The organism is Terriglobus saanensis SP1PR4 (genome assembly GCF_000179915.2).
Lineage (GTDB): Bacteria > Acidobacteriota > Terriglobia > Terriglobales > Acidobacteriaceae > Terriglobus > Terriglobus saanensis.
Map to the genome: position 1 here is coordinate 3,485,762 of NC_014963.1, position 23,648 is coordinate 3,509,409.

Below are 23,648 nucleotides of genomic sequence, written 5' to 3' on the forward strand. Positions count from 1 at the left end.
TGATATCTAGGCGTGCACTGGCTCCAGTTCGAGCAGTTGTCGTAGAACATACGGCAGCAGTCCACCGTGTCGAAGATATTCAACTTCCATCGCAGTCTGCGCGCGCAGCAGAAGTCCGATCTCTTCGACGGCACCCGTTTGACGGTGAATACGCAACGTAACAACCTGCGAGGGCATCAAGTCCTGACTAAGACCCAAAAGGTCGAAGCTCTCCGTGCCATCGAGCCTCAGCGAGTCCCGCTTCCTACCATCGAGAAACTGCAGCGGAAGCACTCCCATGCCGATCAGATTCGACCGGTGTATGCGTTCGAAGCTCTCCGCTATCACAGCACGAACTCCCAGCAGAGCCGGTCCTTTGGCGGCCCAGTCCCGACTCGAGCCACCCCCATAGTCACTTCCGGCAATGATGAGAAGCGGCGTCTGTCGCTCACGATAGCGCAGGGCCGCCTCGTAGACGGAGAGTACGTCACCTTCGGGTTGCAAAAGTGTTTGCGGAATAGAACTTTTGTTTGAAGGTAAGAGCTCGTTGCGCAATCGAGGATTACTGAACAGTCCACGCAGCATTACCTCGTGGTTTCCACGACGCGTTGAATACTGATTGAAGTCTGTAGGAGCAACGCCGCAAGCAGCCAGGTAAACTCCCGCAAGGCTATGCTGCGGGATTGCGCCTGCTGGCGAGACATGGTCTGTCGTAATCGAGTCACCCAACAACAGCAGAAGTCTGGCTCCATAGATATTGCTCCGCGGAACAGGAGAGTTTGCCACGTCATCGAAGTAAGTCGGTTGTCGAAGATAGGTAGACTGCTCTCGCCACTTGTAGGTTTGGCCTTCATCGCTAAGAATCTTCTGCCATGCCTCGGGCCCCGCGAAAACAGTGCCTGAGCGACCGCGAAAGACGGAGGGTGTAACAAACTCAGCAAACACCTCTTCTATCTCCTCATCCGTTGGCCAGATATCCGCAAGATAAACAGGAACGCCAACCGTAGTGATACTCAGGGGCTCGGTGGCAAGATTGATGAGTACCGAACCGGCAAGCGCATATGCGACCACAAGCGCCGGAGAACCCAGGTATGCCGCACGCACGGAGGGGTTAATCCTGTCTTCAAAGTTACGATTGCCCGAAAGCACAGCAGTCCCCACGAGTTCGTCCCGCTGCGCCAGCAGAGCCAGTTCGTCGTCAATCTGACCGGAGTTGCCGATGCAGGTCATGCATCCGTAGCCGACCAACTGAAAGCCAAGCTCGTCGAGAGGTGCCTGAAGCCCGGCGGCAAGAAGGTAGTCAGACACGACATGAGAGCCGGGAGACAGTGAGGTCTTCACCCAGGGAGGCACGCTAAGCCCGTTGCGCCGCGCGTTACGCGCCAACAAACCAGCCCCAATCATCAGTGCGGGGTTCGATGTGTTCGTGCAGGAGGTGATGGACGCGATGAGTACCGCACCATCCTGGACAGAATAGGGCTGTCCCGGAACCACGATGGAACGCGGCTGTTTCACCTCAATCGGCGCCGCGGCAAGCATGGAAAGGAAGCTATCTCGTACCTGCGAGAGAGCAACGCGGTCCTGCGGCCTCTTCGGTCCCGCCAGACTTGGCTCTACTGTAGCAAGATCAAATTCGACCACTTCGGTAAACATCGGTACATGGTCGGGAGTATGCCAAAGCCCCTGCACCTTCGCGTAGTCCTCAACGATCTCAACGTGATGGGCGCTCTTGCCAATCAGTCGCAGATACTCCAGGGTACGTTCGTCGATCGGAAACAAGGAGGATGTAGCACCATACTCTGGAGCCATATTCGATACTGTAGCGCGGTCTGCAACATTCAGAGAGGTGATGCCGGGACCAAAGAATTCAACAATTTTTTCGATAACCTGGACGCCTCGCAATACCTCGGTCAACGTAAGGGCCAGGTCCGTGGCGTTCACTCCGGCCCGCAGGCGATTGACCAGTCGAATACCGACGACCTCTGGTACGCGCAGCGCGATGGGCTGACCAAGCGCAGCGGCCTCTCCCTCGATTCCGCCGACACCCCATGCGAGGATCCCGAGCGCATTGATCATCGGGGTATGGCTGTCGGTCCCTACAAGCGTATCGGGAACTAGCATGGGCGGGCCGGAAAGTTGTGGCACAACACGCACCACCTCGCTCAAGTGCTCCAGGTTCACCTGATGCAGTATCCCCGTGGCCGGCGGCACCACACGAAAGTTAGCCAGGCTTTGCTGTGCCCAGCGGATAAAAGAGTAGCGTTCGGCGTTTCGCTCAAAGTCTCGATCAAGATTGAAGAGGAATGCGTCCGCCGATCCTGCGCGGTCCACCATGACCGAATGATCAATCACAAGATCGACTGGAATCTGAGGGTTAACGATCGCCGGATCTCCGCCACGCTGGACGACAGCGTCTCGCAACGCCGCGATGTCCACCAGCGCTGGCACACACGTCGTATCGTGCATCAATACACGAGCCGGATAAAATTCGATCTCGGCATGCGTGCGTCCGCCACCCGCGAGCCAGGACTGAAAAGCGTTGAGCGAGCCAGGTGACCGGCGGGCAGCATTCTCGGCCAGAATCTTCAAGGAACAAGGCAAGCGGCGAAAATTCTCGTCGCCCCATCCTGCCGAGACAAGAACGTACTCCACATTCGCAATGAGCAGCTTCGTTGTTCGTGCGTAAGTTGTGTCATTCAGCCGCTCTTTCATTGGGGCGTCTTACCGCCACGCAGCTCGTAGCTCATCCGGTTTATGTCACATCTAAGCATTGGATTATTCGTATTTTATACCAATAAAAAACAAATAGTACAAAGTACAATCATCGTGGTTTGGATTCATACCGTTACTAGGTCGCCTGACACGGTAGCCGATCCAGGATTTCGCATCTACTGCAGGAAAAGAAGGTTCGGAATTGAAGCGTAAGCAGAGCCGTTCAGAAACGGAATCATCCGCGTTGCCAACGCAACTCGCCTCACAGATCGTAGAGTTGCTCCGCACTACGAAAAGGAAGGCCGAAGAGCATCTGGCGGAACAGGAGTTCGCAGATGCGTTTAGGGTCTCCAGGACTCCGGTGCGGGAGGCGTTCCGACTACTCGAAGAGATGAACGTTCTGGAGAAGCGGCCGAATCGAGGTTATTTTCTGCTGCGCGACGCTGATGCGTTTGAACATCAGCATCTGCAGGCGGGAGAAACAGACGATAGGGTGTACTTCGACATTGCGGCCGACCGTCTTTCGGGAGCGCTGCCTGAACGTTTCACTGAGAACCAGCTCATGCGCCACTACGACGTAAGTCGCAGCCGGCTGGTCAAATACCTCCTGCGCATGCAGCACGAGGGCTGGCTCGAGAGGCTTCCGGGCCACGGCTGGGAGTTTCAACCCACTCTAAGTTCGCCTGAAGTGTACGAGCAAAGCTTCCGCTTCCGACTGCTCATCGAACCGGTCGCTCTGCTTGAGCCCGGTTATACATTGAGTACCGATGCAATCGCGGATCTCCGCAATCAACAGCAGGCGATGCTAGACGGCGGAATCTTCAGCTATAGCCGCAGCCATACTTTCCAGATCGGCGCTGCGTTTCACGAAACACTTGTAGCGGGAGCTCAGAATCCCTTCCTTCTGGAATCCATTCGGCGCGTGAATCGTTTGCGTCGCCTGATGGAATACCGCCTTACCGCCGGACGCTCGCGCATGATTCAACAGTGCAAGGAGCACCTTGCTCTGCTTGACTTGGTTGAGAGTGGAGACTTACAGGCGGCCTCCGCCTTCTTACAGAAGCACCTTGAGGGTGCGCGGACACAGAAGATAGGGCTGGCACAAAAGGCTGGATCAGCGCTAACAAGAGTTACTTCTAAAGACCTCTAACCTACGCCTGGCGCAGTGCCGTTAGGTCATTTTTTCTGCGATTACTCCGTCCAATCATCAATACGATCACACCGCTCAGCGCAAGGAATCCACCCAGAAATACCAGCGTCAACGCATAATTGCCCGTAGCACCGCGCACCCACCCGGTCATGTAGGGACCGAAAAAGCCTCCCAGGTTGCCAACCGAGTTGATCAGCGCAAATCCAGCGGCAGCCGATGCACCTGAGAGAGTCGCAGCTGGCATCGTCCAAAAGATCGTGTTGGAGCACCAGATACCAGTCGCGGCAATGCAAAGTCCAGCCATGGCGAGGAACGCATTTCCCGAATACGCCGCGAGAATGAAACCAGCCGCTCCAAAGAACGCTGGAAATGCAATGTGGCGCGGCCGTTCCCCTGTCCGGTCCGACCTGCGGCCCACGTAAATGCTGCCGACTGCCGCGCAAAGATATGGAATGGCAGACACGAAGCCCGTCTGTAGAGTTGTCAGATGGCCGATTGATTTCACAATCTGCGGCAGCCAAAGTGCAATCCCGTAAAAGGACAACAAGACACAAAACTTCGAGGCTGCAAACGCCAGCGTCGGCCCATGCAGAAAGACCGCACTTGCTGTTGCTGGAGACACACACTCGCGCTCTTTCGATTCAGAGCGCAGGATCGATGCGAGCCAGGCGCGCTCGTCAGGGGCCAGCCACTTCGCCTCTTCCGGTCGATCCGTCAACCACCAGATTGCAAGAATGCCCAACACCATTGAGGGCAATCCTTCCAAGAAAAAAAGCCATCGCCACGCCGCGAAACCTAGCATATTGCCGAAGGAAAGCAACGTCGTTGAAAGCGGCGCACCAAAGATAATCGCGATCGGATTGCCAATCATGAAGATCGTGATGGCCGCAGCACGTTCCCTGGCTGGAAACCAACGCACCAGGTAAAGCATGATGCCGGGGAAAAACCCGGCCTCTGCCGCACCTAACAATAGTCGTCCAGCGTAAAGCGAGTGCTTATCAAAAATAAACGCGTTTGCCGCAGCAATGATCCCCCAGGTAATCATGATGCGCGACAACCAAATCCGCGCACCCACCCTTTGCAGGATCAGGTTGCTTGGCACCTCAAGTCCTGTATAGGCCACAAAAAGAATGCCCGCCGCAAAACCATAGATCTGTGGAGTCAGATGCAGATCGTGATTCATCTGCAGTGCGGCAAAGCTGATATTTACGCGGTCCAGAAAGTTCGCGCAGAACATGGCGATCATGAATGGAATGAGATGAGCACTCACCTTTTTCATCGTGCGTTGCCGTAGTTGCTCTTCTTTGGTCGAGATCGGGATCCGGGCAGGCTCACTTCTAATTTCAGCTAGGTTGATCGACATCAGTGCGGGCGCTCCAATTCTGAAAGCAGCGATAGTACGGGTGTAACGGGACCAAAAGACTTGTGCGGATACTAGGGCTGCACTCATGGCCTTGTCAATAAATTGTATTTTGATGTACTAATAATCAAAACGGTCTGAATACAAGGCGCTATCTCTGAGGTGCACACGGTCCCTCTCCAAACTTCATTCCAGTCACTTGCTTGAGAGGAATTTGATGAAGATGCGAAGCATTCCAACCGCCGACCTTATCGATGACTATAGCGACCTTTGCGCTTCCTGTGACGTGCAGTTTTTGCAATTTGGCCGACGTTCATCCTTCCACGGCCGGATCCGCACGGTTAAATGCTATGACGACAATGTACTGGTACGCCGTGCCCTCGAAGCCCAATCGGACGGTGAAGTTCTGGTCGTCGACGGTGCAGGCTTTCTAGGCTCAGCTTTGGTAGGTGATCAGATTGCGTCTCTTGCGATCAGCAATGGCTGGGCAGGCATTGTGATCTTCGGTGCTCTGCGCGACTCAGTTGCACTGAGGGAGATGGAAATCAGCATCAAGGCGCTCGGCAACAACCCCAGGAAGAGTGGGAAGAATGGAATAGGCGAATCTGATGTGGCCGTTCGGTTTGGTAACGTCGTCTTTCGCCCTGGGGATTGGATCTATAGCGATGAGGATGGCATCCTCGTCTCCCAGGAGAACCTGCTGCAAAAGAAGAATGCATAACCACATCGGGCGCCAATCTAATGACATAGCGTGGATGACGATTGGAGGCACATGCTGACGGACCAAACGAGTCGCCCTGATCGTCGAACTGCTGCAAAGAGCAAGTCGCAGCCGCAGAACCGCTCACTTCTTCTCGCCGTCCATCTTTGGCTTGGCTTGAGTCTCGGGGCTCTGCTGGTCTTAATTGGTCTGTCCGGTAGCGCGCTGATCTTTCGTTATGAACTCGAAAGGCTCATCTTCCCTTCCCTCACCCACACTTCATCACACACACCAGCAACAGATCCAACCGCAAATCTTGACCTTTGCGTGAGCACAGCCCAGGCCGTCAATCCACTCAAGACCGTACGCAGCGTACGCCTGCCCGTCCATCCCGATGGAACCCTGGAGTGGCTCACGATCCCAATGGGCTCAACAACCAAAGAAGAAGCAACGACCGTATACACCGATCCGCAAACTTGTTCCGTCCTCGGCACAAGAGGTCCGCGTAAAGATGTGATGAGCTTTGTAGTGAACTTCCATCACGCTCTGTTCCTTGGCAAGAACGGCGCATACCTGCAGACCTGTGTAGCCTTTGTGGCCATTTTCATGGCGTGCAGCGGGCTGATTCTGTGGTGGCCGAAGCGTTGGACCTCGTCTCGATTTCGCCCCCGCGCCAATGCCCGTCCTTTACACTATGCTATTGGATTCTGGGCAATGTGGCCGCTCCTGGTCATCGCTTCAACGGGTTGTTATATGGCGTGGCGCTCCACCATCAACAAGGCGCTTCTTCCAGAAACAATACCGCAAGCCTCTTCCGCCATCAAACCGCTTTTAGGCAAGGCCGCAATGACACGGTCAGATGCGGAAATTAAGGCGAAGAAACAACCTTATCCGCTCTCGTTGAACGCCATCGTTGCTACTGCCCATGCAGCGGAGCCTGATGCGGAATGGCGGATTCTTACCCTCCCCCAAAAAGCCAAAGAACCCGTAACCATCACCTATCAACTTCCCGGCGAATATGGCCGCAGCGGGAACAATCAAATTCAGATTAAGCAGACTGATGATGGGACGGTGCACGTCGTCAAGGTAAGTGAACTAAAAAGCGGCCCTGCCATGAAGCGATTTCTTACGGGCCTCATGCAGATTCACTATGGAGAATTCGCTGGAGTCGCCTCGCGCCTTGTTTGGTGCGCCACTGGCTTGATGCCTGCAGTTCTATTCTGCAGCGGATTTCTCATGTGGAGACGACGAATTAGAGTGCGTCTTATCGCGGAGAAAGCTCTTCTCGGAAGATCCCGTTGAGTCGCCGCAATCGTCTGCGCCGATTCAATCCAAGCGTTGTCGCAAGCAATCATGCAATCCGGTTGGAGGCAGTATGCAATCAGTCTTTCAAACCATTACGCAGGTCATCGGCGCCATCGGAGACGATGAATTTCCGGTTGTTGCTGCGAATGCGCTCTGTTGTTTCTCCGGGTTTGATCTTGCGACGATCGTGATACACCGCTTTGATGAAACCCCAAGGCTCGTGTTTGACAACTTTGATTCAGTCGATTGCCGCCAAGGCATAGAAAATTACATCTCTTTTACTCACCGCCTAAATCCAGTCCTCAAGTGTCGAAATAGTCTTGGCGCAGTCCGGGTGCGCGACTATAAAGCTATTCCCCAACCTGACGAGCGTACAGGATCATACTTTCAACTCTCGCCCGAAGAAGAGCTCGGGTTCCGAACGATTGGCTGGCCAACTCGGCTTGAGGAACTTGGCCTCTACTTTGTTGCGTGTGGTGGTGTCGTAGAGTTCAGTATTTACAGGAAACTGACGCGATCCCTGGCTTCTAATACAAAGCTTGCCGACCTGGAAACGCTTTGCGGGCCAATAGCCGAAGCATTTAGCCGACATGACGCTCTTTCTGGAATGCGAATCGCCGGAAGGTTTCCTGAAGCTGCTCTTCTCTCCTCACGCGAACAGCAGATAGCAGATCTGCTGTTGATCGGTTGCACGTCTGAGGCGATTGCACTGCGATTGGAGATTAGCAGACACACCGTAAGAGACTATCGAAAACAGATCTTCCGAAAACTTCAGATCTGCTCGCTTGCTGAACTATTTGCTGTCTACCATGGTCAACGCAATCAAATTGGGGCTTGGAATAATACAAACGCGCCCAGATCAACTCACTAACGTTTGCCTGCTCCATCTCCCCGGATGAGACCCCCACATCAGGGGGGTGTCCAGATGAAGTCAGAAGCGATATGTTTCTCGAATACACAGGGAGGTTTCAACCATGCAATACGTGAGAATGCCGATTGAGGTGGAGTCACCTGAAGAATTTGGCTATGGCCGCATCCGTTACAACCTGTCGGAGAGTTCGATCACAGATCAACGCCTATCCGATTTCAACCTGGAAATTCCCGATCTCGCTCTGATTTACAACGAGCATCGCGGTAGCGAAGCATTGCGCAAATTGATTATCGAAGAAAACCCAGAGCTGTCAGTCGACGATGTTCTGATCACCGCGGGCGCTGCAGGCGCGTTATTTATCATCGCGACCGCTCTCCTGTCGCCTCAAGATCATTTGGTTGTGGTCCGTCCGAATTACGCAACGAATCTAGAGACGCCGCGCGCCATTGGATGTCAAATCACATTTGTCGATCTGTCGTTCGAGAATGGCTTCAAAATCGATCTGGAAGCGCTTCAAGCCTCTGTGAGACCCAGCACCAAACTCATCAGCGTGACCTGTCCACACAACCCTACCGGAGTGATGATGAGCGAGGGCGAGCTTCGACAGTTAGTGCAACTCGCACGCAAGCATGGTTGTTATCTTGTCGTAGATGAAACCTATCGTGATCTATCGTTAGGTGGTGCTCTCCCCTTGGCCGCCTCGCTGGGGTCGCATGTAATCAGCGTCTCCTCCCTCTCTAAAGCATATGGAGTACCGGGAATCAGACTTGGATGGCTGATTACTTCAGACAAAAATCTTCAGGAGATCTTTCTCGCTGCCAAAGAGCAGATCAGCATCTGCGGTAGCGTACTTCATGAGTGGATAGGCGAGAAAATTCTCGCGAATCGTACTGCAATTCTTGGCCCCACACTTACGGAGATGCGTCGCCGTTTGGGAATCGTAAGCGACTGGATCAACAGCGAAGAACTCTTAGAGTGGGTTCGGCCATCCGGAGGCGTTGTGTGTTTTCCACGTATGAAGAGTATCCCTAACGGGGGGACGGCCAAATTTTATCAGCGTCTCATGGAACAGCATGGCACCTACCTGGGTCCTGGGCACTGGTTTGAGATGCCAGATACATACTTCAGGCTAGGATTTGGATGGCCAACATCCGAAGAGTTTGAACGCGGTCTCGAGGGGATTTCAAAGGCTTTACGCGGCTGAACGACCACCGATCACGATGGAAGCATCGTCTGGCGGATCAAAGCATCGTACAAGGCTCTGGATCCGCCAGACATAAGCCACATCGGACATACTATAGACATGCCGTATCAAGTACGACCATCGACGCTTACCCGCAGACGCTTCGGTCAAGTTTTCGGACTGGCTGCAGGCTCGCTATTGCTGCCAGAAATCGCCCGTGGAGCGGCCGGTTCGGACGTCAAACTGGAAATAGCACCCTACACTCTCGAAGCCTCGCCCAGACATCACATCCATACTCTCGCCTATAACGGGCAGGTGCCTGGACCGCTGCTGCGAATGCGACAAGGGCAAGAGCAAACCGTTGCAATCCGCAATCTAACCAGTGATCCGGAGGTGGTTCACTGGCATGGCCTCTTCCTGCCCTCCGATATTGACGGTGCAATGGAAGAAGGGACACCGATGATTGCTCCCGGCGGTTCCGCCCGCTATGTCATGAAACCAGATCCGGCGGGATTCCGCTGGTATCACACCCACACGTTCGCGGGTAAGAATCTGATGAAGGCGCAGTACAGCGGACTTCACGGATTTCTTATGATTGAACCCCGTGAGAACCCAGCACCTTATGACCGCGAGGTTTTTCTGGCGCTGCATGATTGGGCAGGACACTTCATGGGCGGCGACGATGGCTCCATGAATCCGGTATACGACGTTGCTACCATCAACGGTAAAATGCTTGGCTTCGGAGATCCCGTGCAAGTGAAACAGGGTGAGCGAGTTCTCTTTCATGTACTCAACTCCAGTCCGACTGAGATTCACTGGATCTCTTTTTCGGGTCATCACTTCAATGTCATAGCGCTGGATGGCAACACCGTACCGAAATCACAGTCGGTCAGAATGCTAAGGTTGTCACCCGCCGAACGTGTTTCCGCCATCGTCGAAATGAAAAACCCCGGGGTCTGGATTTTGGGCGAAGTCCGCAAGCATATTCAGGCTATCGGCATGGGAATCGTCATCGAGTACGCAAACTCAAAGGGCAAACCTGTATGGAACCAACCACAGGAACTCGTTTGGAACTATCAGCAGTTTGCTGGAGACGCCGCAACAGCAACCAGCTCTCCCGATGCCAAGCAGATCGACCTTCTCTTCGATTCCAAGTTTCAAGGCCATGGGAACGAAGAACTTTGGAGAATCAACGGCCAAAGCTATCCACAGAATAATTCCCCTGTTCTTCAGACAGGCCAGAGGTATCGACTCGTCATGAAGAACAAGAGTACCGACGATCATCCAATGCATCTCCATCGACACACCTTTGAGGTCCGGCGCATTGACGACAATGCGGAGTTGCACGGACTGCGTAAAGATGTCGTGCTGGTTCGTGCTGGAAGTACCACGGAGGTCGAGTTTGTGGCCGACAATCCCGGTAAGACTCTCTTTCACTGTCACCAGCAGGATCACATGGACCGCGGATTCATGATGGTGTTCCACTATGCCTAAGTCAATTACTCGACAGTGCGTGAAGATGCTGATGCTTGCCTTTGCTCTCTGTGCGGCGCATCCCGCGAAGGCCCAGGGCAACTACGAAATTCAGGTCTACGGTGCAGATACTGTTCCACCCAAAAACCTGATGGTTGAACTCCACTCAAACTTTACTCCTGAAGGCCAGAAGAATTACATCGGCAAGGTCATTCCTACAAACCACCAGGAACATGAGACGCTCGAACTTACCGAGGGGATCAACAGTTGGTCGGAGATCGGCTTCTATATCTTCACCAGCGAACAGGACGGGCACGGCATCCAATGGGTGGGAGATCACATACGACCACGGGTGAGAGCACCAGACAGTTGGCATCTTCCCGTTGGTCTAAGCCTTTCGACGGAAGTCGGCTACCAAAGGGCTATCTACTCGCCGGACACCTGGACTTGGGAGATACGGCCCATCATCGACAAGACGATTGGTCGCTGGTACTTTGCCATCAATCCAGCGCTGGAGCGCACGTGGCATGGCCCAGACGTGAATCAGGGCCTCGGATTCTCTCCGGGGGCGAAGATCAGTTATGACTTCACACGAAAAGTGAGTGGTGGCCTCGAATACTATGCCGACTACGGCCGACTCGGTGGGTTCGATACACTCCATAACCAGCAACAGCAGATCTTTGCCGTCACAGACTTAAACGTCTCTCCAAAGTGGGAGATTAACCTAGGCATTGGCGTAGGACCAACTTCCGCAACTGACCACCTGATCGTGAAAGGAATTTTAGGCAGACGTTTCGACTGGGGAAGGCATTCAACTGTCGAGTAGTAAAGAAAGAGATAACAGCAAAAGCTTTTTTCTGCATTCGATGCCAACTGGCAATTGGTGATCTGCTCTGGGTGTCTCTTCGCTTTGGCGAATTATCCTTTCAACTTTCCTGCTATGAGGCGCGCTAAGACTCCATCCAGAGCGCGATCCAGTTCAACGAGTCTGCCATCAGGCAGTAAGGCTCTGAATACCTGCTCATTCAGCCCTCCGGGCGTCTGGTGATCTTCCACCATCTGCGCAAACGTACGGTCGGGAGCAACGGTGGTTGCCGCGGCCAGGCCGCGCAACATCTGTCCCACAAATGCGTGGGCCTTTTGCGGTGCAACTCCTTGATGTTCCATCCAGGATGCCGTCGTATCCGCGAAGCCAAAGTAAGTAGACATAATAGAGGTAGCGGTTGTGAATGCGTCGAATTCTGCTTCGCTCTCAAGCTCGATAACTATGCCGAGTTCATCGAATAAAGCTTTGATCGTCGGGTTTGGCGGATACATAGCGGTAGGCGCCTGCCTGTAAGCGACGGCTGGCAACGGAACAGCTCTTGTAACGATACTGGCCGGCGCTGTGACCGATTGCAGATACTTCAGAGACACCGCAGCAATCAGGCTAACGACATGATGGTCGGGCCGAAACCTCAACGACGTAAGAACCTCATGCGCTATTTGGGGACGTACCGCGAGTATCACTGTGTCGCTGGCATCGAGCACTGCCTGATTTGTGGCTGCAATCTGCGCGTTGGCGTACCGCTCAGCCAACCGTCTGGCTATCTCAACATTGCGAGGCGATAAAAAGACGGGACATTTGGCCGGACTCGCTTGAAGACCTTTCACGATAGCGGCCGCGATTGTGCCAGTTCCGATGAATCCTAGTTTCATTCTCTGTCCATCCGTGTTGAGCGCTTACATTGATCAGCCTGTTATAGATTGGCATCCCCCACGATAAGCTCTGCAATGGTATTTTCCGTTTCGGAGCGGATTGTAGCTTTAATGTCATTGAGATGCTTCCACTCTGGATCGTTACGTAGCGGTCCGCGCACCTTGGCTACAGTCTCTTCACGTTTGCCAAAATCTTCTAAATCCCGATACTCGTAGATGAACAGAGCATCCCAGGGATCGCCTACGGAATAGCGGTTTAGATAAATCGAATAGCGACTTAGAACCCCCTCCTTGATCCAGCCTTGCACCTGCGGAATGACATAGCCATCGACATAAGCCTTGTACTGGTCGAGGGAGTTGTAGTTGTAAGGAATCACATAAAAGACTCTCTTGCTTGCAGATCCAGGTGCTTTATCACTGCCCTCCCATTCGAGATCAGCGGAATAGGTCTGGATTGGTTTCGCCAGTTTCAGACCTGCTGCCGAGAGACCACCGGGAGACTTGCGCTCTATCTCCTTCCATCGCTGCGTGGAGGCATAGTTTGAAAAGTTGAGGATCGTCATCGCATCCCAGGTACCAGTCGTGACGAAAGGGTTGAAGAGAATCTGATATCCCTTTAGAACTCCTTCACTCTTCAACTTCTCAAGCATTGCCCCTTCCTGGTCTTGAAGATAGCTACGGAACGCGGGGCGGTCGACCGCAGCACAGCGATACGTAATGAGTAGCTGCCGAGGTCCACCCTCCGAACCAGCAGCCAAGCCGGATGCGGTCGACAGTTGAAGGACTCCAACAAAGAATAAGAGGAGACGAGCCTGCCAGAGACGCGTCATGCAGTGACGCGCCCTCAACCCTACTCCCACACATAGCTCTAAACAGGACGCGACTGCCATGGGTTCTCCATTCGCTCTTGCAACGGTTTTGATGAGAGATTGTATTTCTTGATGATATATTGTCTTTTATCAAAACAAAAGCCATTTAAGACGACGGACACGTACCAACTTATACAAATTCTGAGGCCGGTTATGAATCGAGTTAAAAGCAGTGGAACCAAGCTTCCTTATGCCAGCTCTATTCTGGCACTGACGGTCTTGCTTGCTGTGTTTGCTTCTGCACAGACAACCTCCAGCACAGCTGACAAATTCCGGCCAACCCGAGCGCCGGTCCCACCGCCCGAATGCAAAGCGCGGGTTGGCTATGACCGCGACCTGGTCTTGCCGGGCTACCTACTGCCCACGCAGGCCAGCCCAAAGACATGCATCCCTTTCACATCCGTTGCAGCACAGCCGCCCGAAGGTTACCGCGGCGACTTCTATGTCGACGAGTTTACAGACGCCAAGCTGCGTAGCCGCTGGGAAGATTGTAAGAAAGAGAAGAGCTGCTACGACCGTGTCTATAAACAGGTCCTCTCTCGACATCCACCCAACAAGGAACACAGCCTCACCGATCCACACAGCCGTTTCCTTCTGGGCAAGATAGAAGAAAAGGGCAGCAACACCGATCTGAAGACGATTCGACGCCCCGCGTTCTTTGCCAGGGCGCCTTACAACGAGCAGATCGCTAAGGTTGACTCGAAGACTTACACCGTCGAATTCTCCGCCCCTCCAGAAGCCTACGAGCGTCTGCACATGCACGCACCGGACGATATTAAGATCCGCGGCTGGTATATCTGTGGCGATGGCGTCAAGAATGGTCACGGTGGCAAGGTGCGGTCGCTGATCATTATGAGCGGCGGCGGAGGTGACAGAATCACCGCAATCGATGACCCTTCCGACAAGGCCTATACGATCGATCCAAAGACGGGGGAAACAATCCCCAACGACGATTGGCCCAACGCTACCACCGGCGTGAAAGGCGAAGCGGTTTGGCGGCAGGTCTGGTATGAACTCCACGAAGCCGGCTTCGATGTGCTGGCGATAGATCGGCGTGGTGTTGGTATCTCGGGTGGCTACAGTGACACGAACACGCTCCAGCAAGGGCATGACCTATTAAGCATTGTCGCCAGTCTGCGAACGGGCAAAGGCATACGCGCGCTCTCCGCGACTGGTGGGCTGAGTCAAGATCGAGACGCCGCGTCAGCGATCCGTGGCGGGACACCCGATGCTGGCATGCCGGTGATGTTTCTCGGCAGCTCGCGAGGTACGATGGCGAGCGGTTGGGCCATGACGATCAACTTCGACAAGGACTGCAGCTATGATCTGCCGACGATCACCTGTGGGCAGCCAGTACATGACAACAATATCAAGGGTGCTCTCCTGATTGCCGAATTTTCAAGCGGCGTCGGCTATCTCGAATCACAGACGACTCCGAAGGACGATGGACGAGGGCCGGGGCGGGATCGTGGACTCTTCATCGGTGGGATCGAGATCGAAAACAATATCGTGTTCTTTCCAAGTTCCGCAATCCTGGCAGGGATGAGCAAATGGCCCAGCGTCTTCCTCGCGCGAGGTCTTTGGTGTTATGCGGATGGCCTGGAGGGTTCAATGGATTCTTACAGCCGGGTCAATGGTCAAAAAGACCTCGTTGTGGTGCGTGGCCCACACCCCTACGAAACCTGGCCCGACCAGGAAAAACGCCGGGTGAAGGAACGTATGATCGCTTATGCTCAGGCCGTGGTCCTCGGCCGCAAAACTATCCCTGGACGTCGCACCTGGTCGAATATGAAGGAACTCGTAGGAACAACGAGCGATGTATGGGAACCATCAACCCAGCCGCAACTCAGCCGCCGATAGGGGAAAAAGAAGGTCAAGACTGTTGCGCTTAGGTTCTACGCCGTAAGGAAGACGACCGCATCGGTAGCGCCTCTTACCTTAGACGATCTCGACCGCAAAGTTTGCGGGGCCAGGGCAAGAACATGCTTCTGTGATTTAGTCGATGCAATATTGAAGGGTTGGTCGTCATCCCCGCACGCACCGGTAAGGCCAAGTCTCTTCTAATGAGCCATGAGTTCGACCGTCTCCCGATCGTAGCGCTCGACCGCCCCATAGAAGGGAGCCGCTCCGACCATCTCACCTCACGCTAGACCTCAAAGCGTAGGGGTATCCCAATGCGCAGATTATCCCAGAAAACACTGATGATAAATCAGTTCTGCATCGGCCTGCTCAATCGATCTAGGGTTGTTCTTTAGAAGTCTCGTCACAGTCATGGCGGATCGAGCCAGACGTGAAATATCTCCTCTCGTAACGCCGTGACGGCCCAGATCGCAGATGAGGCCGCAAGCCTCGGCCAATTGAGTCAGGAGGTCGGCACCCAAGGCTGCAGTCTCTTCGTCGGGTAGACCTGCGGGCGCACCGAGGGCCCGGGCCACATCCGCGTGACGGTCCGGTGTGGACTTGGCGTTGAAGCGAAAGACTGCAGGTAAGAGGATGGCGTTCGAGAGCCCATGAGCAAGATGGAACTCGCCGCCCAAAGGGTAAGCCAAAGCATGCACTGCAGCGGTGTTCACAGGGCCGAGGCAGAGGCCACCATAGAGACTGACAAGAGACATTCCAATGCGGGCTTCAATATCATGTCCATCCTGAACGGCCATAGCCAGGTATTTCGCACAGAGCGTGATTCCCTGAAGAGCATACAAGTCAACGAGGGGGTGGGCAAAAAGGTTCGTGTAGGCTTCGACGCAGTGGGTCAGCGCATCCAGGCCAGTGGATGCAGTGATCGAGGAAGGGAGGGAGTAAGTAAGTTCGGGGTCGATGAAGGTAGCATCCGGCACAAGAAACGTACTGACAACGCCTTTCTTCAAAGCGGCTTCTTCATCAAGCAAAATAGCATTTGGGGAGACTTCACTGCCGGTTCCTGAAGTACTGGGGATGCAGACGAGATGGCAGTCACGCGACTTGAGAAGTCCGATGCCGAAGGTTTCTTGAACCGCCTGCTCGCTATATGTAAAAGCCGCTATGAGTTTGGCAACATCAAGAGGACTGCCACCGCCAATTCCGAGAACGCAGGTCGGTCCGGCCGCACGGGCATACGCCAAAGCCTTCTCGAACATCGAGATCGTGGGTTCAGCGGTGACACTAAGATCAAACGTTACCTTACATCCAAGTTCCTGAAGAGAAACTCGGAGAGTATTTATAACCGTCGTCATGGATGGAGAAGAGACGATGTGAACGCGAGGTTTGCCAAGCGCTGCGATGTACGCAGTGCAGTCTGTAATGCAACCTGGACCGAAGGTTAGGCGCCTGGGTTGAAGGAACGTAATGGTTCTCATAGACATCGCTTTCTCTAGCCCTCTCCAACCTCGACGCGATGGTGCGAATGCACCTTCTCCATGGCCGCCTGAGCAATAGCCTCAGCCGCGGCCTTCAGGGCCAACTGGGCTCCCGTCCGGAGACAGACAATATCGTTCGTCGCGAAGAGCAGGTCGATTCCGAGACGGGTCCAGTGGATGTAATCAGCCGCGCCACAGGCCGTGACGATCTTCTTTCCGTGGCTGCGGGCAACGCGGACGATCGTCGAAGCCGCTTCAAGGACTGCAGGATGCGAAGTCTGTCCGGGATATCCGAGGCTGGCAGCCAGGTCTGCTGGGCCAATGAAGATATCAACTCCCTCGACCGCACAGATCTCATCAATGCGTGCGAGAGCTTCCTTGCTCTCGATCTGGGCTAGAAGCGAAAGGTCCTCATTGAGTTTCTGCTGTTCAGCTGGAACATCGTCGACAAGGCCGTACTTCAGCGCCCGTGAGACGCTGAAGAAACCACGGGCGCCAACCGGGGCGAAGCGTGCATAACGGACAAGTTCTTCCACGCTGCCCACGTCATCTGCCATGGGAATGTCGATCATGTCAGGCCCACATTCGGCGGCCTTCAGTACATTGTTCCGGCTGGTATCTGCGATGCGGATCATGGTGAGCATACCGCTCCCTGCTGCCATCCGACAAAGATCGGCAGCCTCTGCAAAGGTAATGGCGGCGTGCTCCATCTCGATCCAGATCGCCTTGAAGCCGAGGTGCGCTGCCATTTCCAGGAAGATAGGGTCGTAGAAATATACAGCAGCGCCAAGGATGGGTTTGCCCTCTGCGAGTTCGATGGCGCGGTGGAGACGGTTCATACTTATTCTCCTCAAGGAAGTACTTGGGTGGCTGTTGCGGCGGTCGCTTCCGATTGGGTTCGGGAGAGACGAAGCTCTCTCCATCCCCACAAGGTGAGATCTTCCGCAATTGGTTTGGAGCGTGGGAAGAAGAAGCTAAAGACGACGCCGAAGCCGAAGAGGATCAGATGTCCAATAGCGCCAATCATGTAGTCATGCCACGGAAAGTTGAAACGGCCGAGGTTAATGGTCTTGCCGCCAAGTGTAAGAGTGGCCCAGATTGTGAAGAGAAGATTCGCGAAGATTCCTGCCAGGGCGCCTACCCGGTTGGCTTTGCGGATCAGAAAAGCGAGCAGGAAAAGTCCGGCCAAGCCACCGGCGACGATGGCTGTAATCGTGTAATAAAGCGATAGAGCGCCCCCCTGGCTGTGAGCCAGGCGAAGCGCAACACCGCCAGCAGCAAGGCCGCTGAAAACCACGATCAAGCGGCCCATTCTGAGTCTTTCTTTGTCCGTGCTTTGTGGGCGTGCCAAAAAATAAAAGTCCTCAACGCCTATCGTCGAGAGGCAATTCATATCGGACGCAAGCATCGCCATGGCGGAGCCCAGCAATGCGGCAACAAACAGACCCGCTAGTCCGGAAGGAATGTGAGTAATAAGAAAGTGCGGGAAAACCTGATCCGGGCGAGTCAGATTCTTGGGGATACTTTCGCCGGTGAGGCGATAGAAGCTCCATAGAAGACTGCCGATAAGCATGAAGGCGGTCCATACCGGCAAGCACAACGATGCGCCCAGAAACATGCCACGCAGAGCACTCCGATCGGTCTTAGCGATCAGGTATCGTTGGACCACCGTTTGATCTGCCGTGTACTTCTGCAGGTAGAAGAAAAACCCGTAGATCGCAAGTACCAGAATCGTGGGCTTGTCGAGGTTCAGGCTCGTGCTGCCAAGACTCATCTTGCCGTGCGACCACGCGTCGGCAAGAACAGCGTGCGGCCCTTGCCTCGGAAGGAAGAGAAGATAAGCGATGGAGACGATAATGCCTGTCCAGAGGACAAAGCCTTGGACAACATCGCTCCAGACGACGGCCTCAACACCGCCGAGCATCGTATAGAAAATAGTGATCAGAGCGGTGCCAATGATGACAGTGTTGACGTTCCAGCCGGTCATGCTGGAGATGGTGAGTGCAAGAAGATAGAAGACAAAGCCCATCTTGGAAAAATGGCCGATGGCAAAAGCTAAGGACGAATAGAGCCGAACGATCTTTCCGAAGCGTCGGCCAAAGTATTCGTAGGTGCTCATGTGAACCACGTGCCGAAAGAACGGGACGACGACCGAGCCGATCAAGATGAGAATCGCCACGAACATGATACCGGGAACAAGGAGCGACCAATCGCCTGCATAGGCCGCGCCCGGATACGCGATAAAAGTGACGCTCGTGATGATGGTGGCGAGCAGAGACATGCCCATTGCCCAGCCGGGGATACTGCGGTTCGCTGTAAAGTAGCTCTCTGTGGTCGTCTGTCGACGCGCAAAATGAAGGCCAATGCCTACGAGTGCGGCCATATAGATTCCGAGAACGACGAGATCGAGTGGGCGCACTTAGGACACCTGAGCAGATTCGGATTTGAGGATGCGATGCGTGGCCATGGTGACGGCCATTTTCATCGCGGCGAGCATATTGCCTTCACCGGCGATGTTCTTGCCTGCTATGTCGAAGGCTGTACCGTGATCGACAGAGGTGCGAATGATGGGGATGCCAAGCGAAGTATTGACGGTAGCTTCAAAGTCAAGAAGCTTCATGGGGATGTGACCCTGATCGTGGTACATAGCGACGACGAGATCGTGCGACCCTTTTGCCGCTCGGAAGAAAATAGTGTCTGGTGCGGCGGGTCCTTCGCAATCGATTCCTTGGGCTCGGCAGGCTTCTACTGCAGGCTTAATGAACTCTTCGTCCTCGGAACCGAAGAGACCATGCTCACCTGCATGGGGGTTGAGGCCACAGACCGCGATGCGCGGCTTTACGTGACCGAGGAGCTTCATTGCCTCATTACCAAGATGGATGGTGTGGATGATGCGCTGGGTATCGAGATTGCAGGCCTTGCGCAGGCTGGTGTGCGTGGAGACGTGAACGACACTGAGCTTTACTCCGGCGAGGAGCATGCGAGATTCGGTGGCCCCGCAAAGCTCAGCAATGTATTCGGTGTGTCCGGAGAACGACATGCCGCTCATCGTTACGGCTTCTTTGTTAAGCGGAGCCGTGACCATGGCATCAGCGCTGCCGTCGAGACACATAAGAGTGGCGTCATGAACGTAACGGACCGCCGCCGCGCCGTAGTCCGCCCGAAGTGCACCGAACGCAATTGGCTCTTTCGTATCGAGCAACGCTGCATCTCGGAAGTCAACGCCTAGCGCCACAAAATTTACACCGGTACTTTTTTCAGCGGCAGCAATGGAGGGCCCGTCTCCAAGCACGATCCAGTTTGCGGAAGCACGAACTTCTTCCTTTGCGAGAGCCTTGAGGGTTACCTCGGCACCTACTCCAGCCGGGTCACCAAGAGTAAGAACTACGGTGGGGATGCGTGATGCAGTCATTGGGCTGATCTCATTTCCTGGGTGGATAAGGTTTGGACGATGCGGGAGAGAACGCTTTCGTCGCCGAAGCCGCCGGACTTAAGCATGAAAGTGATCCCGTCCAGGAGGCCTCCGGAGATGCGGGACTGGGGAAGACCGCGCGCGAACTCGGATTGAATCTGAAGACGTTGAATTTTCATCGCCCGGCAGACAGCAAGAGCAGTGTCTCCACCAGTGGCAAAGAGACACGAGATGCCTTGTGACAGGTAAGGAGCAATCTGCTCCCGAAGCAAATGATCTGGAATGCCCCGCGGGACAGGGAGAATCACTGCGTTTGGCTCAGAGGATTTCAGATGTTGGAGCTGGCTTAGAGTGACAGGATGGTCGCTGCCCACAACAAAGACAACTTTGCCTCCTGGAGAGATAGAAGAGGCTTCGGAAGACGACGGCATGAAAGCAGCAGCCAGGGCATGAGCGAGACCGCCGGAACCTATCCACAGGACGCGACCGGTATTGGCCAGTCCAAGAGTTGTTTGAACCACGGCAAGGAGATCGTTTTGTGTGTCGCTGTCACAGAGTAAAAGTTTGTGCCCGACTGCAATTTCAGTGTGGTGGGTGATCACCTTTGGATCTACTCCGGCTTTGCGGAGGTCTTCCAAAATAGGGAGGGCATGTTCGCCTGAGAGGTCACGGTGATGCAATTGGCTTTTTATAATCATCCGACCGAGTTCCGGGAAGGCTGGTGCAAGGATGGCCAGGTCGTGAGGTACCGACGAGAGAATCGCGGCGATTTCGGTATAAGTATTGCCCCTGAAGACCGAATCCACCTTCTTGAAGATGTGATGACCTTGCTCCAAATCCAGGCGGCTCACAGCCTCCGTAACACGGGCGATGGATGCTTCGCGCGAGATATCCCGACTTTCGGTATTGAAGGCAATGACCTCTGCGTTCGACGGCGTAAAGAGGTTCCAGCAAGGCTCAACCTCAGTCTTCATGCCAGCGCACGCGAAGGCTACTGCCGCATCGCATGCGCCGGTGAGATCGTCCGCAATGATACGAACGGATGCGGGTTGGAGCAATTTCCTCATCTTGCTGGCTTGTAGACGCCGACGGTATTTCCTTGCCTAATCCATGACTCATCGAAGAGGACTGCCTTGATGGCAACACGGCGATATGTGTAGGCGACGAGGATTTGACCGGAAGGATTCTGCAGAATGGAAGGATAGCTGTACTCCTCTTCACCCGGAAACTGAATAGTGTCGCCCACTCCCGGAGAGTTGACAACCGACGCCCTGACAGCCGCATCGGGAATCTCGAGGTCGCGAACAGACGTCCAAGTGAGCCCTGCGTCGGACGATAGAGCGACGGAAAGAGGTGCGCGTGGGCCCGTTTGCGGCTCGTGAGCGGCCAGCTTCTCAGGCGATTTTCCCTGCGTGTTGTCAAAGGCGATCGCAATGTGGCCGTCTTTGAGGAGTGTCGCCTGGATAGATGCATTGTTGTTCGGGAGAACGGTCTTAGTCGGCGCAGTCCATTCACAACCATTCGTCGAGGTGGAACGATAGATAAAGTCCGCATACCTGCTACGAAAAAAGGCAACGTAACTCTTCGGACGAAGCTTCACGATGCTCATTTGGACAAGCCCATTGGACCCCGTAACGCGGCACTCGCGCCAGGTTTTGCCAGCGTCTTTGCTTACGTCTACTACCGAATAGTTCGTATCCGCACCGTTCGTGATGCCGCTGCTGGTCGAGTAGTAGATGGGAAGCAGGAGTTCACCGTTCTCTCCCATGACCGTGGGCTGACGAAGATAGGAACCGGCCTTGTCGAATACGACTTCTGGCTTGGACCAGGTTTTGGCTCCATCATCGGAGTAGACCTTGAGTACCTGTGAATCGGCCTGGCCTTTATTCGCGCTCTGAGAGGTGTTGTAAAGCCAGATACGGCCATGCGCATCTTCGATAGGGACCGGATTCTGGTAAGACTTTCCTTCCTCACGGTCAACGAGGACGGCCGGTTCCCAGGTCTGGCTTCCCTTAGGCAGGCGTGAAACAACAATGGCAACATTCGAATCCCCCTCCCTTGTTCCTGAAAAGGAAAAACAGAGGATGTCTCCATTGCGAAGGAGAAGAAGGTTGGCTGCATGCGACGAGGAAAACAGAGTCGGAAGTAGCGCCGACCTGGAGCCTGCGGTGAGACCTGCGGAAGGTCTAAAAGTGTAAGAGGCAACAGTCTGCGCCCGGGCAGAAAACCCGATGCAGTTGACGAGTAATCCTGCAGACAGCAAAAGATGGCAAGAGCGAACACTAAAAGTCGTGTAGATCACAGTGGTCCTTCAAAGAGCTAAATTCGATCGCGGAGTGAGTTTAGAGCTTAACTTTCATATTTGGCAAGTAATAAAAATTCCTACCGAGTGCTTTTTGCTTGAAACGGCAGGAAGCAGGACGTTCCGATCCTGTCATGTTAATCGGCACGTCATTTTCATTGCCTGCGTTAGACTTGCGACACGATGCGCTTTGCGCACACAGATCGAATGAATCCTGGGACACAGATGCCGAAGAAACTCACCGCTAAATTGGAAAGCCCACGCAGACGCAGGCCACAGTGGGCCACGGCAGCTGAGATGTCGGATCTGAAACCGGAGCTGCAGTCAGAGCGCTACCACTCCCGCACAATTGAACGCGCGCTTGACGCGTTGGAGGCCTTCGACTCGAGCGCATCGGCTTTGTCCCTTAAAGAATTGAGCAGCGCCATTGGCCAACCCGAATCATCGTTGTACCGCGTGCTGACGACCTTACAGAAGCGCGACTATCTGCTGCAAAATAGAGATGGCACCTACCAACTCACGCGTAAGGTTCTCCACGGACGACTCTACGAACGAGCGGAATTACTGAAAACAACGGCACGTCCTTTTATGGAAGAGCTGAGTCGCCAGTTCGACGAAACCGTTAGTCTTTCCTATCTGTTTACCGAATATATCCAAGTTTTGGACACGATCGAAGCCTTCCATCCGATTCGCGTCACCAATCGCGCCGGTCGCATTATCCCTCCCCACTGCAGCTCGATGGGAAAAGCGATTATGGCCCATCAGAGCAGCGAGGTTGCCGACCGCATGCTCGAAACATACGGTCTCGTCAGGCGTACCGAACACAGCATCGGCGATCGGCAGACATTGCGTCTGGAATTGGAAGCGTCGCGTAAATCCGGTTTCGCGGTAGATCGGCAGGAATCCATGCTGGGTGGTATTTGCTATGGGGCCCCGATTCATTCTTCCGCAACAAGCGTAGTGGGTGCGATAAGCGTATCCACACCGATACAGCGACTGGATGTCGATCGCGAGGCGGCGATTCGCGACGCCGTAGTCGATGCGGCGAAAGCAATTTCAAAGACCTTCATTGATGTTTTGCGGTTCACTTCGACTTCAGCTTAGCGCCCCGCTTCAACTAAACGTCAACTTTGCGGCCTTTCGGGTGGCCTTGGCCCTCCACGGCTTGCCAAGACAAAGACGTTTCTGACGATTGCATTTGGTCTTCATTATTTCCATATTTTTGCATGAATGAAATTTATGTATTGACTTTGGAAACATGGGGTTGATATACGTGTGCGTCCTTAAAACCCACCCACA

The 23,648-nt window shown here is 54.2% G+C and carries 19 protein-coding genes; 9 read left to right on the plus strand and 10 right to left on the minus strand.

Annotated elements, in window-relative coordinates; all coding sequences use genetic code 11:
- Nucleotides 1-6: 6 nt before the first annotated feature.
- On the minus strand, nucleotides 7-2,691 hold the full coding sequence (gene acnA / locus ACIPR4_RS13955; RefSeq protein ID WP_013569310.1) for an aconitate hydratase AcnA: 2,685 nt from the start codon (nucleotides 2,689-2,691) through the stop codon (nucleotides 7-9).
- Between the two features lie 244 nt (nucleotides 2,692-2,935).
- On the opposite strand from acnA, the gene ACIPR4_RS13960 reads away from it, so the two are divergent.
- Nucleotides 2,936-3,841, plus strand: coding sequence for a GntR family transcriptional regulator (locus ACIPR4_RS13960; protein WP_144312438.1), 906 nt, complete (start codon nucleotides 2,936-2,938; stop codon nucleotides 3,839-3,841).
- 1 nt (nucleotide 3,842) lies between these two features.
- On the opposite strand, the gene ACIPR4_RS13965 is transcribed toward ACIPR4_RS13960, so the two are convergent.
- Nucleotides 3,843-5,111: an MFS transporter gene (locus ACIPR4_RS13965; protein WP_187290185.1), complete on the minus strand. Its 1,269-nt coding sequence runs from the start codon at nucleotides 5,109-5,111 to the stop codon at nucleotides 3,843-3,845.
- 307 nt (nucleotides 5,112-5,418) lie between these two features.
- Here ACIPR4_RS13965 and rraA point away from each other — a divergent pair, with 307 nt between their 5' ends.
- The 6 genes from rraA (at nucleotide 5,419) to ACIPR4_RS13995 (ending at nucleotide 11,559) form a co-directional block, all read left to right on the plus strand.
- On the plus strand, nucleotides 5,419-5,922 hold the full coding sequence (gene rraA / locus ACIPR4_RS13970; RefSeq protein WP_013569313.1) for a ribonuclease E activity regulator RraA: 504 nt from the start codon (nucleotides 5,419-5,421) through the stop codon (nucleotides 5,920-5,922).
- A 51-nt stretch (nucleotides 5,923-5,973) separates the two neighbouring features.
- On the plus strand, nucleotides 5,974-7,203 hold the full coding sequence (locus ACIPR4_RS13975; protein WP_013569314.1) for a PepSY-associated TM helix domain-containing protein: 1,230 nt from the start codon (nucleotides 5,974-5,976) through the stop codon (nucleotides 7,201-7,203).
- Between the two features lie 73 nt (nucleotides 7,204-7,276).
- Entirely contained in the window at nucleotides 7,277-8,077 is an 801-nt protein-coding gene (locus ACIPR4_RS13980; protein ID WP_013569315.1) for a LuxR C-terminal-related transcriptional regulator, read from the plus strand.
- A gap of 103 nt (nucleotides 8,078-8,180) precedes the next feature.
- Nucleotides 8,181-9,281: an aminotransferase class I/II-fold pyridoxal phosphate-dependent enzyme gene (locus ACIPR4_RS13985; protein ID WP_013569316.1), complete on the plus strand. Its 1,101-nt coding sequence runs from the start codon at nucleotides 8,181-8,183 to the stop codon at nucleotides 9,279-9,281.
- A 177-nt stretch (nucleotides 9,282-9,458) separates the two neighbouring features.
- A complete protein-coding gene (locus tag ACIPR4_RS13990; protein WP_245536343.1) occupies nucleotides 9,459-10,754 on the plus strand; it encodes a multicopper oxidase family protein in 1,296 nt (431 codons plus the stop codon).
- Nucleotides 10,747-11,559 (plus strand): hypothetical protein, encoded by an 813-nt coding sequence (locus ACIPR4_RS13995; RefSeq protein ID WP_013569318.1) that lies wholly within the window; start codon nucleotides 10,747-10,749, stop codon nucleotides 11,557-11,559. The genes ACIPR4_RS13990 and ACIPR4_RS13995 overlap by 8 nt, the downstream gene beginning before the upstream one ends.
- A gap of 92 nt (nucleotides 11,560-11,651) precedes the next feature.
- Here ACIPR4_RS13995 and ACIPR4_RS14000 read toward each other — a convergent pair whose 3' ends face one another.
- Together ACIPR4_RS14000 and ACIPR4_RS14005 are read right to left on the minus strand one after the other, a co-directional pair.
- Nucleotides 11,652-12,431, minus strand: a complete 780-nt coding sequence (locus ACIPR4_RS14000) for a pyrroline-5-carboxylate reductase (RefSeq protein WP_013569319.1) — start codon at nucleotides 12,429-12,431, stop codon at nucleotides 11,652-11,654.
- Between the two features lie 41 nt (nucleotides 12,432-12,472).
- Nucleotides 12,473-13,261, minus strand: a complete 789-nt coding sequence (locus ACIPR4_RS14005; RefSeq protein ID WP_041586102.1) for a hypothetical protein — start codon at nucleotides 13,259-13,261, stop codon at nucleotides 12,473-12,475.
- Between the two features lie 192 nt (nucleotides 13,262-13,453).
- Here ACIPR4_RS14005 and ACIPR4_RS14010 point away from each other — a divergent pair, with 192 nt between their 5' ends.
- Nucleotides 13,454-15,160, plus strand: a complete 1,707-nt coding sequence (locus tag ACIPR4_RS14010) for a hypothetical protein (protein WP_013569321.1) — start codon at nucleotides 13,454-13,456, stop codon at nucleotides 15,158-15,160.
- Nucleotides 15,161-15,483: 323 nt separating this feature from the next.
- Here ACIPR4_RS14010 and ACIPR4_RS14015 read toward each other — a convergent pair whose 3' ends face one another.
- From ACIPR4_RS14015 to ACIPR4_RS14040, 6 genes are read right to left on the minus strand one after another with little or no spacing between them, the layout of a single operon-like run.
- Nucleotides 15,484-16,641, minus strand: coding sequence for an iron-containing alcohol dehydrogenase (locus ACIPR4_RS14015; RefSeq protein ID WP_013569322.1), 1,158 nt, complete (start codon nucleotides 16,639-16,641; stop codon nucleotides 15,484-15,486).
- Between the two features lie 8 nt (nucleotides 16,642-16,649).
- Nucleotides 16,650-17,474 (minus strand): HpcH/HpaI aldolase family protein, encoded by an 825-nt coding sequence (locus ACIPR4_RS14020; protein WP_013569323.1) that lies wholly within the window; start codon nucleotides 17,472-17,474, stop codon nucleotides 16,650-16,652.
- Between the two features lie 11 nt (nucleotides 17,475-17,485).
- Nucleotides 17,486-19,054: a sodium:solute symporter family protein gene (locus tag ACIPR4_RS14025; protein WP_013569324.1), complete on the minus strand. Its 1,569-nt coding sequence runs from the start codon at nucleotides 19,052-19,054 to the stop codon at nucleotides 17,486-17,488.
- Nucleotides 19,055-20,047 carry a 4-hydroxythreonine-4-phosphate dehydrogenase PdxA gene (pdxA, locus tag ACIPR4_RS14030; RefSeq protein ID WP_013569325.1) on the minus strand — a complete coding sequence of 331 codons (993 nt, stop codon included), beginning with the start codon at nucleotides 20,045-20,047 and terminating at the stop codon, nucleotides 19,055-19,057.
- Nucleotides 20,044-21,114: a four-carbon acid sugar kinase family protein gene (locus ACIPR4_RS14035; RefSeq protein ID WP_013569326.1), complete on the minus strand. Its 1,071-nt coding sequence runs from the start codon at nucleotides 21,112-21,114 to the stop codon at nucleotides 20,044-20,046. Before ACIPR4_RS14035 ends, pdxA begins: the two co-directional genes overlap by 4 nt.
- Nucleotides 21,111-22,349, minus strand: coding sequence for a sialidase family protein (locus tag ACIPR4_RS14040; RefSeq protein ID WP_013569327.1), 1,239 nt, complete (start codon nucleotides 22,347-22,349; stop codon nucleotides 21,111-21,113). Before ACIPR4_RS14040 ends, ACIPR4_RS14035 begins: the two co-directional genes overlap by 4 nt.
- Nucleotides 22,350-22,574: 225 nt before the next feature.
- Here ACIPR4_RS14040 and ACIPR4_RS14045 point away from each other — a divergent pair, with 225 nt between their 5' ends.
- Nucleotides 22,575-23,453, plus strand: a complete 879-nt coding sequence (locus ACIPR4_RS14045; RefSeq protein WP_013569328.1) for an IclR family transcriptional regulator — start codon at nucleotides 22,575-22,577, stop codon at nucleotides 23,451-23,453.
- Nucleotides 23,454-23,648 lie beyond the last annotated feature (195 nt).

Coding starts and splice junctions, on each gene's coding strand:
- acnA (WP_013569310.1), bottom strand. CDS start 2,691: ATGAAAGAGCGGCTGAATGACACAACTTACGCACGAACAACGAAGCTG.
- rraA (WP_013569313.1), top strand. CDS start 5,419: ATGAAGATGCGAAGCATTCCAACCGCCGACCTTATCGATGACTATAGC.
- ACIPR4_RS13975 (WP_013569314.1), top strand. CDS start 5,974: ATGCTGACGGACCAAACGAGTCGCCCTGATCGTCGAACTGCTGCAAAG.
- ACIPR4_RS13980 (WP_013569315.1), top strand. CDS start 7,277: ATGCAATCAGTCTTTCAAACCATTACGCAGGTCATCGGCGCCATCGGA.
- ACIPR4_RS13985 (WP_013569316.1), top strand. CDS start 8,181: ATGCAATACGTGAGAATGCCGATTGAGGTGGAGTCACCTGAAGAATTT.
- ACIPR4_RS13995 (WP_013569318.1), top strand. CDS start 10,747: ATGCCTAAGTCAATTACTCGACAGTGCGTGAAGATGCTGATGCTTGCC.
- ACIPR4_RS14000 (WP_013569319.1), bottom strand. CDS start 12,431: ATGAAACTAGGATTCATCGGAACTGGCACAATCGCGGCCGCTATCGTG.
- ACIPR4_RS14005 (WP_041586102.1), bottom strand. CDS start 13,261: ATGACGCGTCTCTGGCAGGCTCGTCTCCTCTTATTCTTTGTTGGAGTC.
- ACIPR4_RS14010 (WP_013569321.1), top strand. CDS start 13,454: ATGAATCGAGTTAAAAGCAGTGGAACCAAGCTTCCTTATGCCAGCTCT.
- ACIPR4_RS14015 (WP_013569322.1), bottom strand. CDS start 16,641: ATGTCTATGAGAACCATTACGTTCCTTCAACCCAGGCGCCTAACCTTC.
- ACIPR4_RS14020 (WP_013569323.1), bottom strand. CDS start 17,474: ATGAACCGTCTCCACCGCGCCATCGAACTCGCAGAGGGCAAACCCATC.
- pdxA (WP_013569325.1), bottom strand. CDS start 20,047: ATGACTGCATCACGCATCCCCACCGTAGTTCTTACTCTTGGTGACCCG.
- ACIPR4_RS14035 (WP_013569326.1), bottom strand. CDS start 21,114: ATGAGGAAATTGCTCCAACCCGCATCCGTTCGTATCATTGCGGACGAT.
- ACIPR4_RS14045 (WP_013569328.1), top strand. CDS start 22,575: ATGCCGAAGAAACTCACCGCTAAATTGGAAAGCCCACGCAGACGCAGG.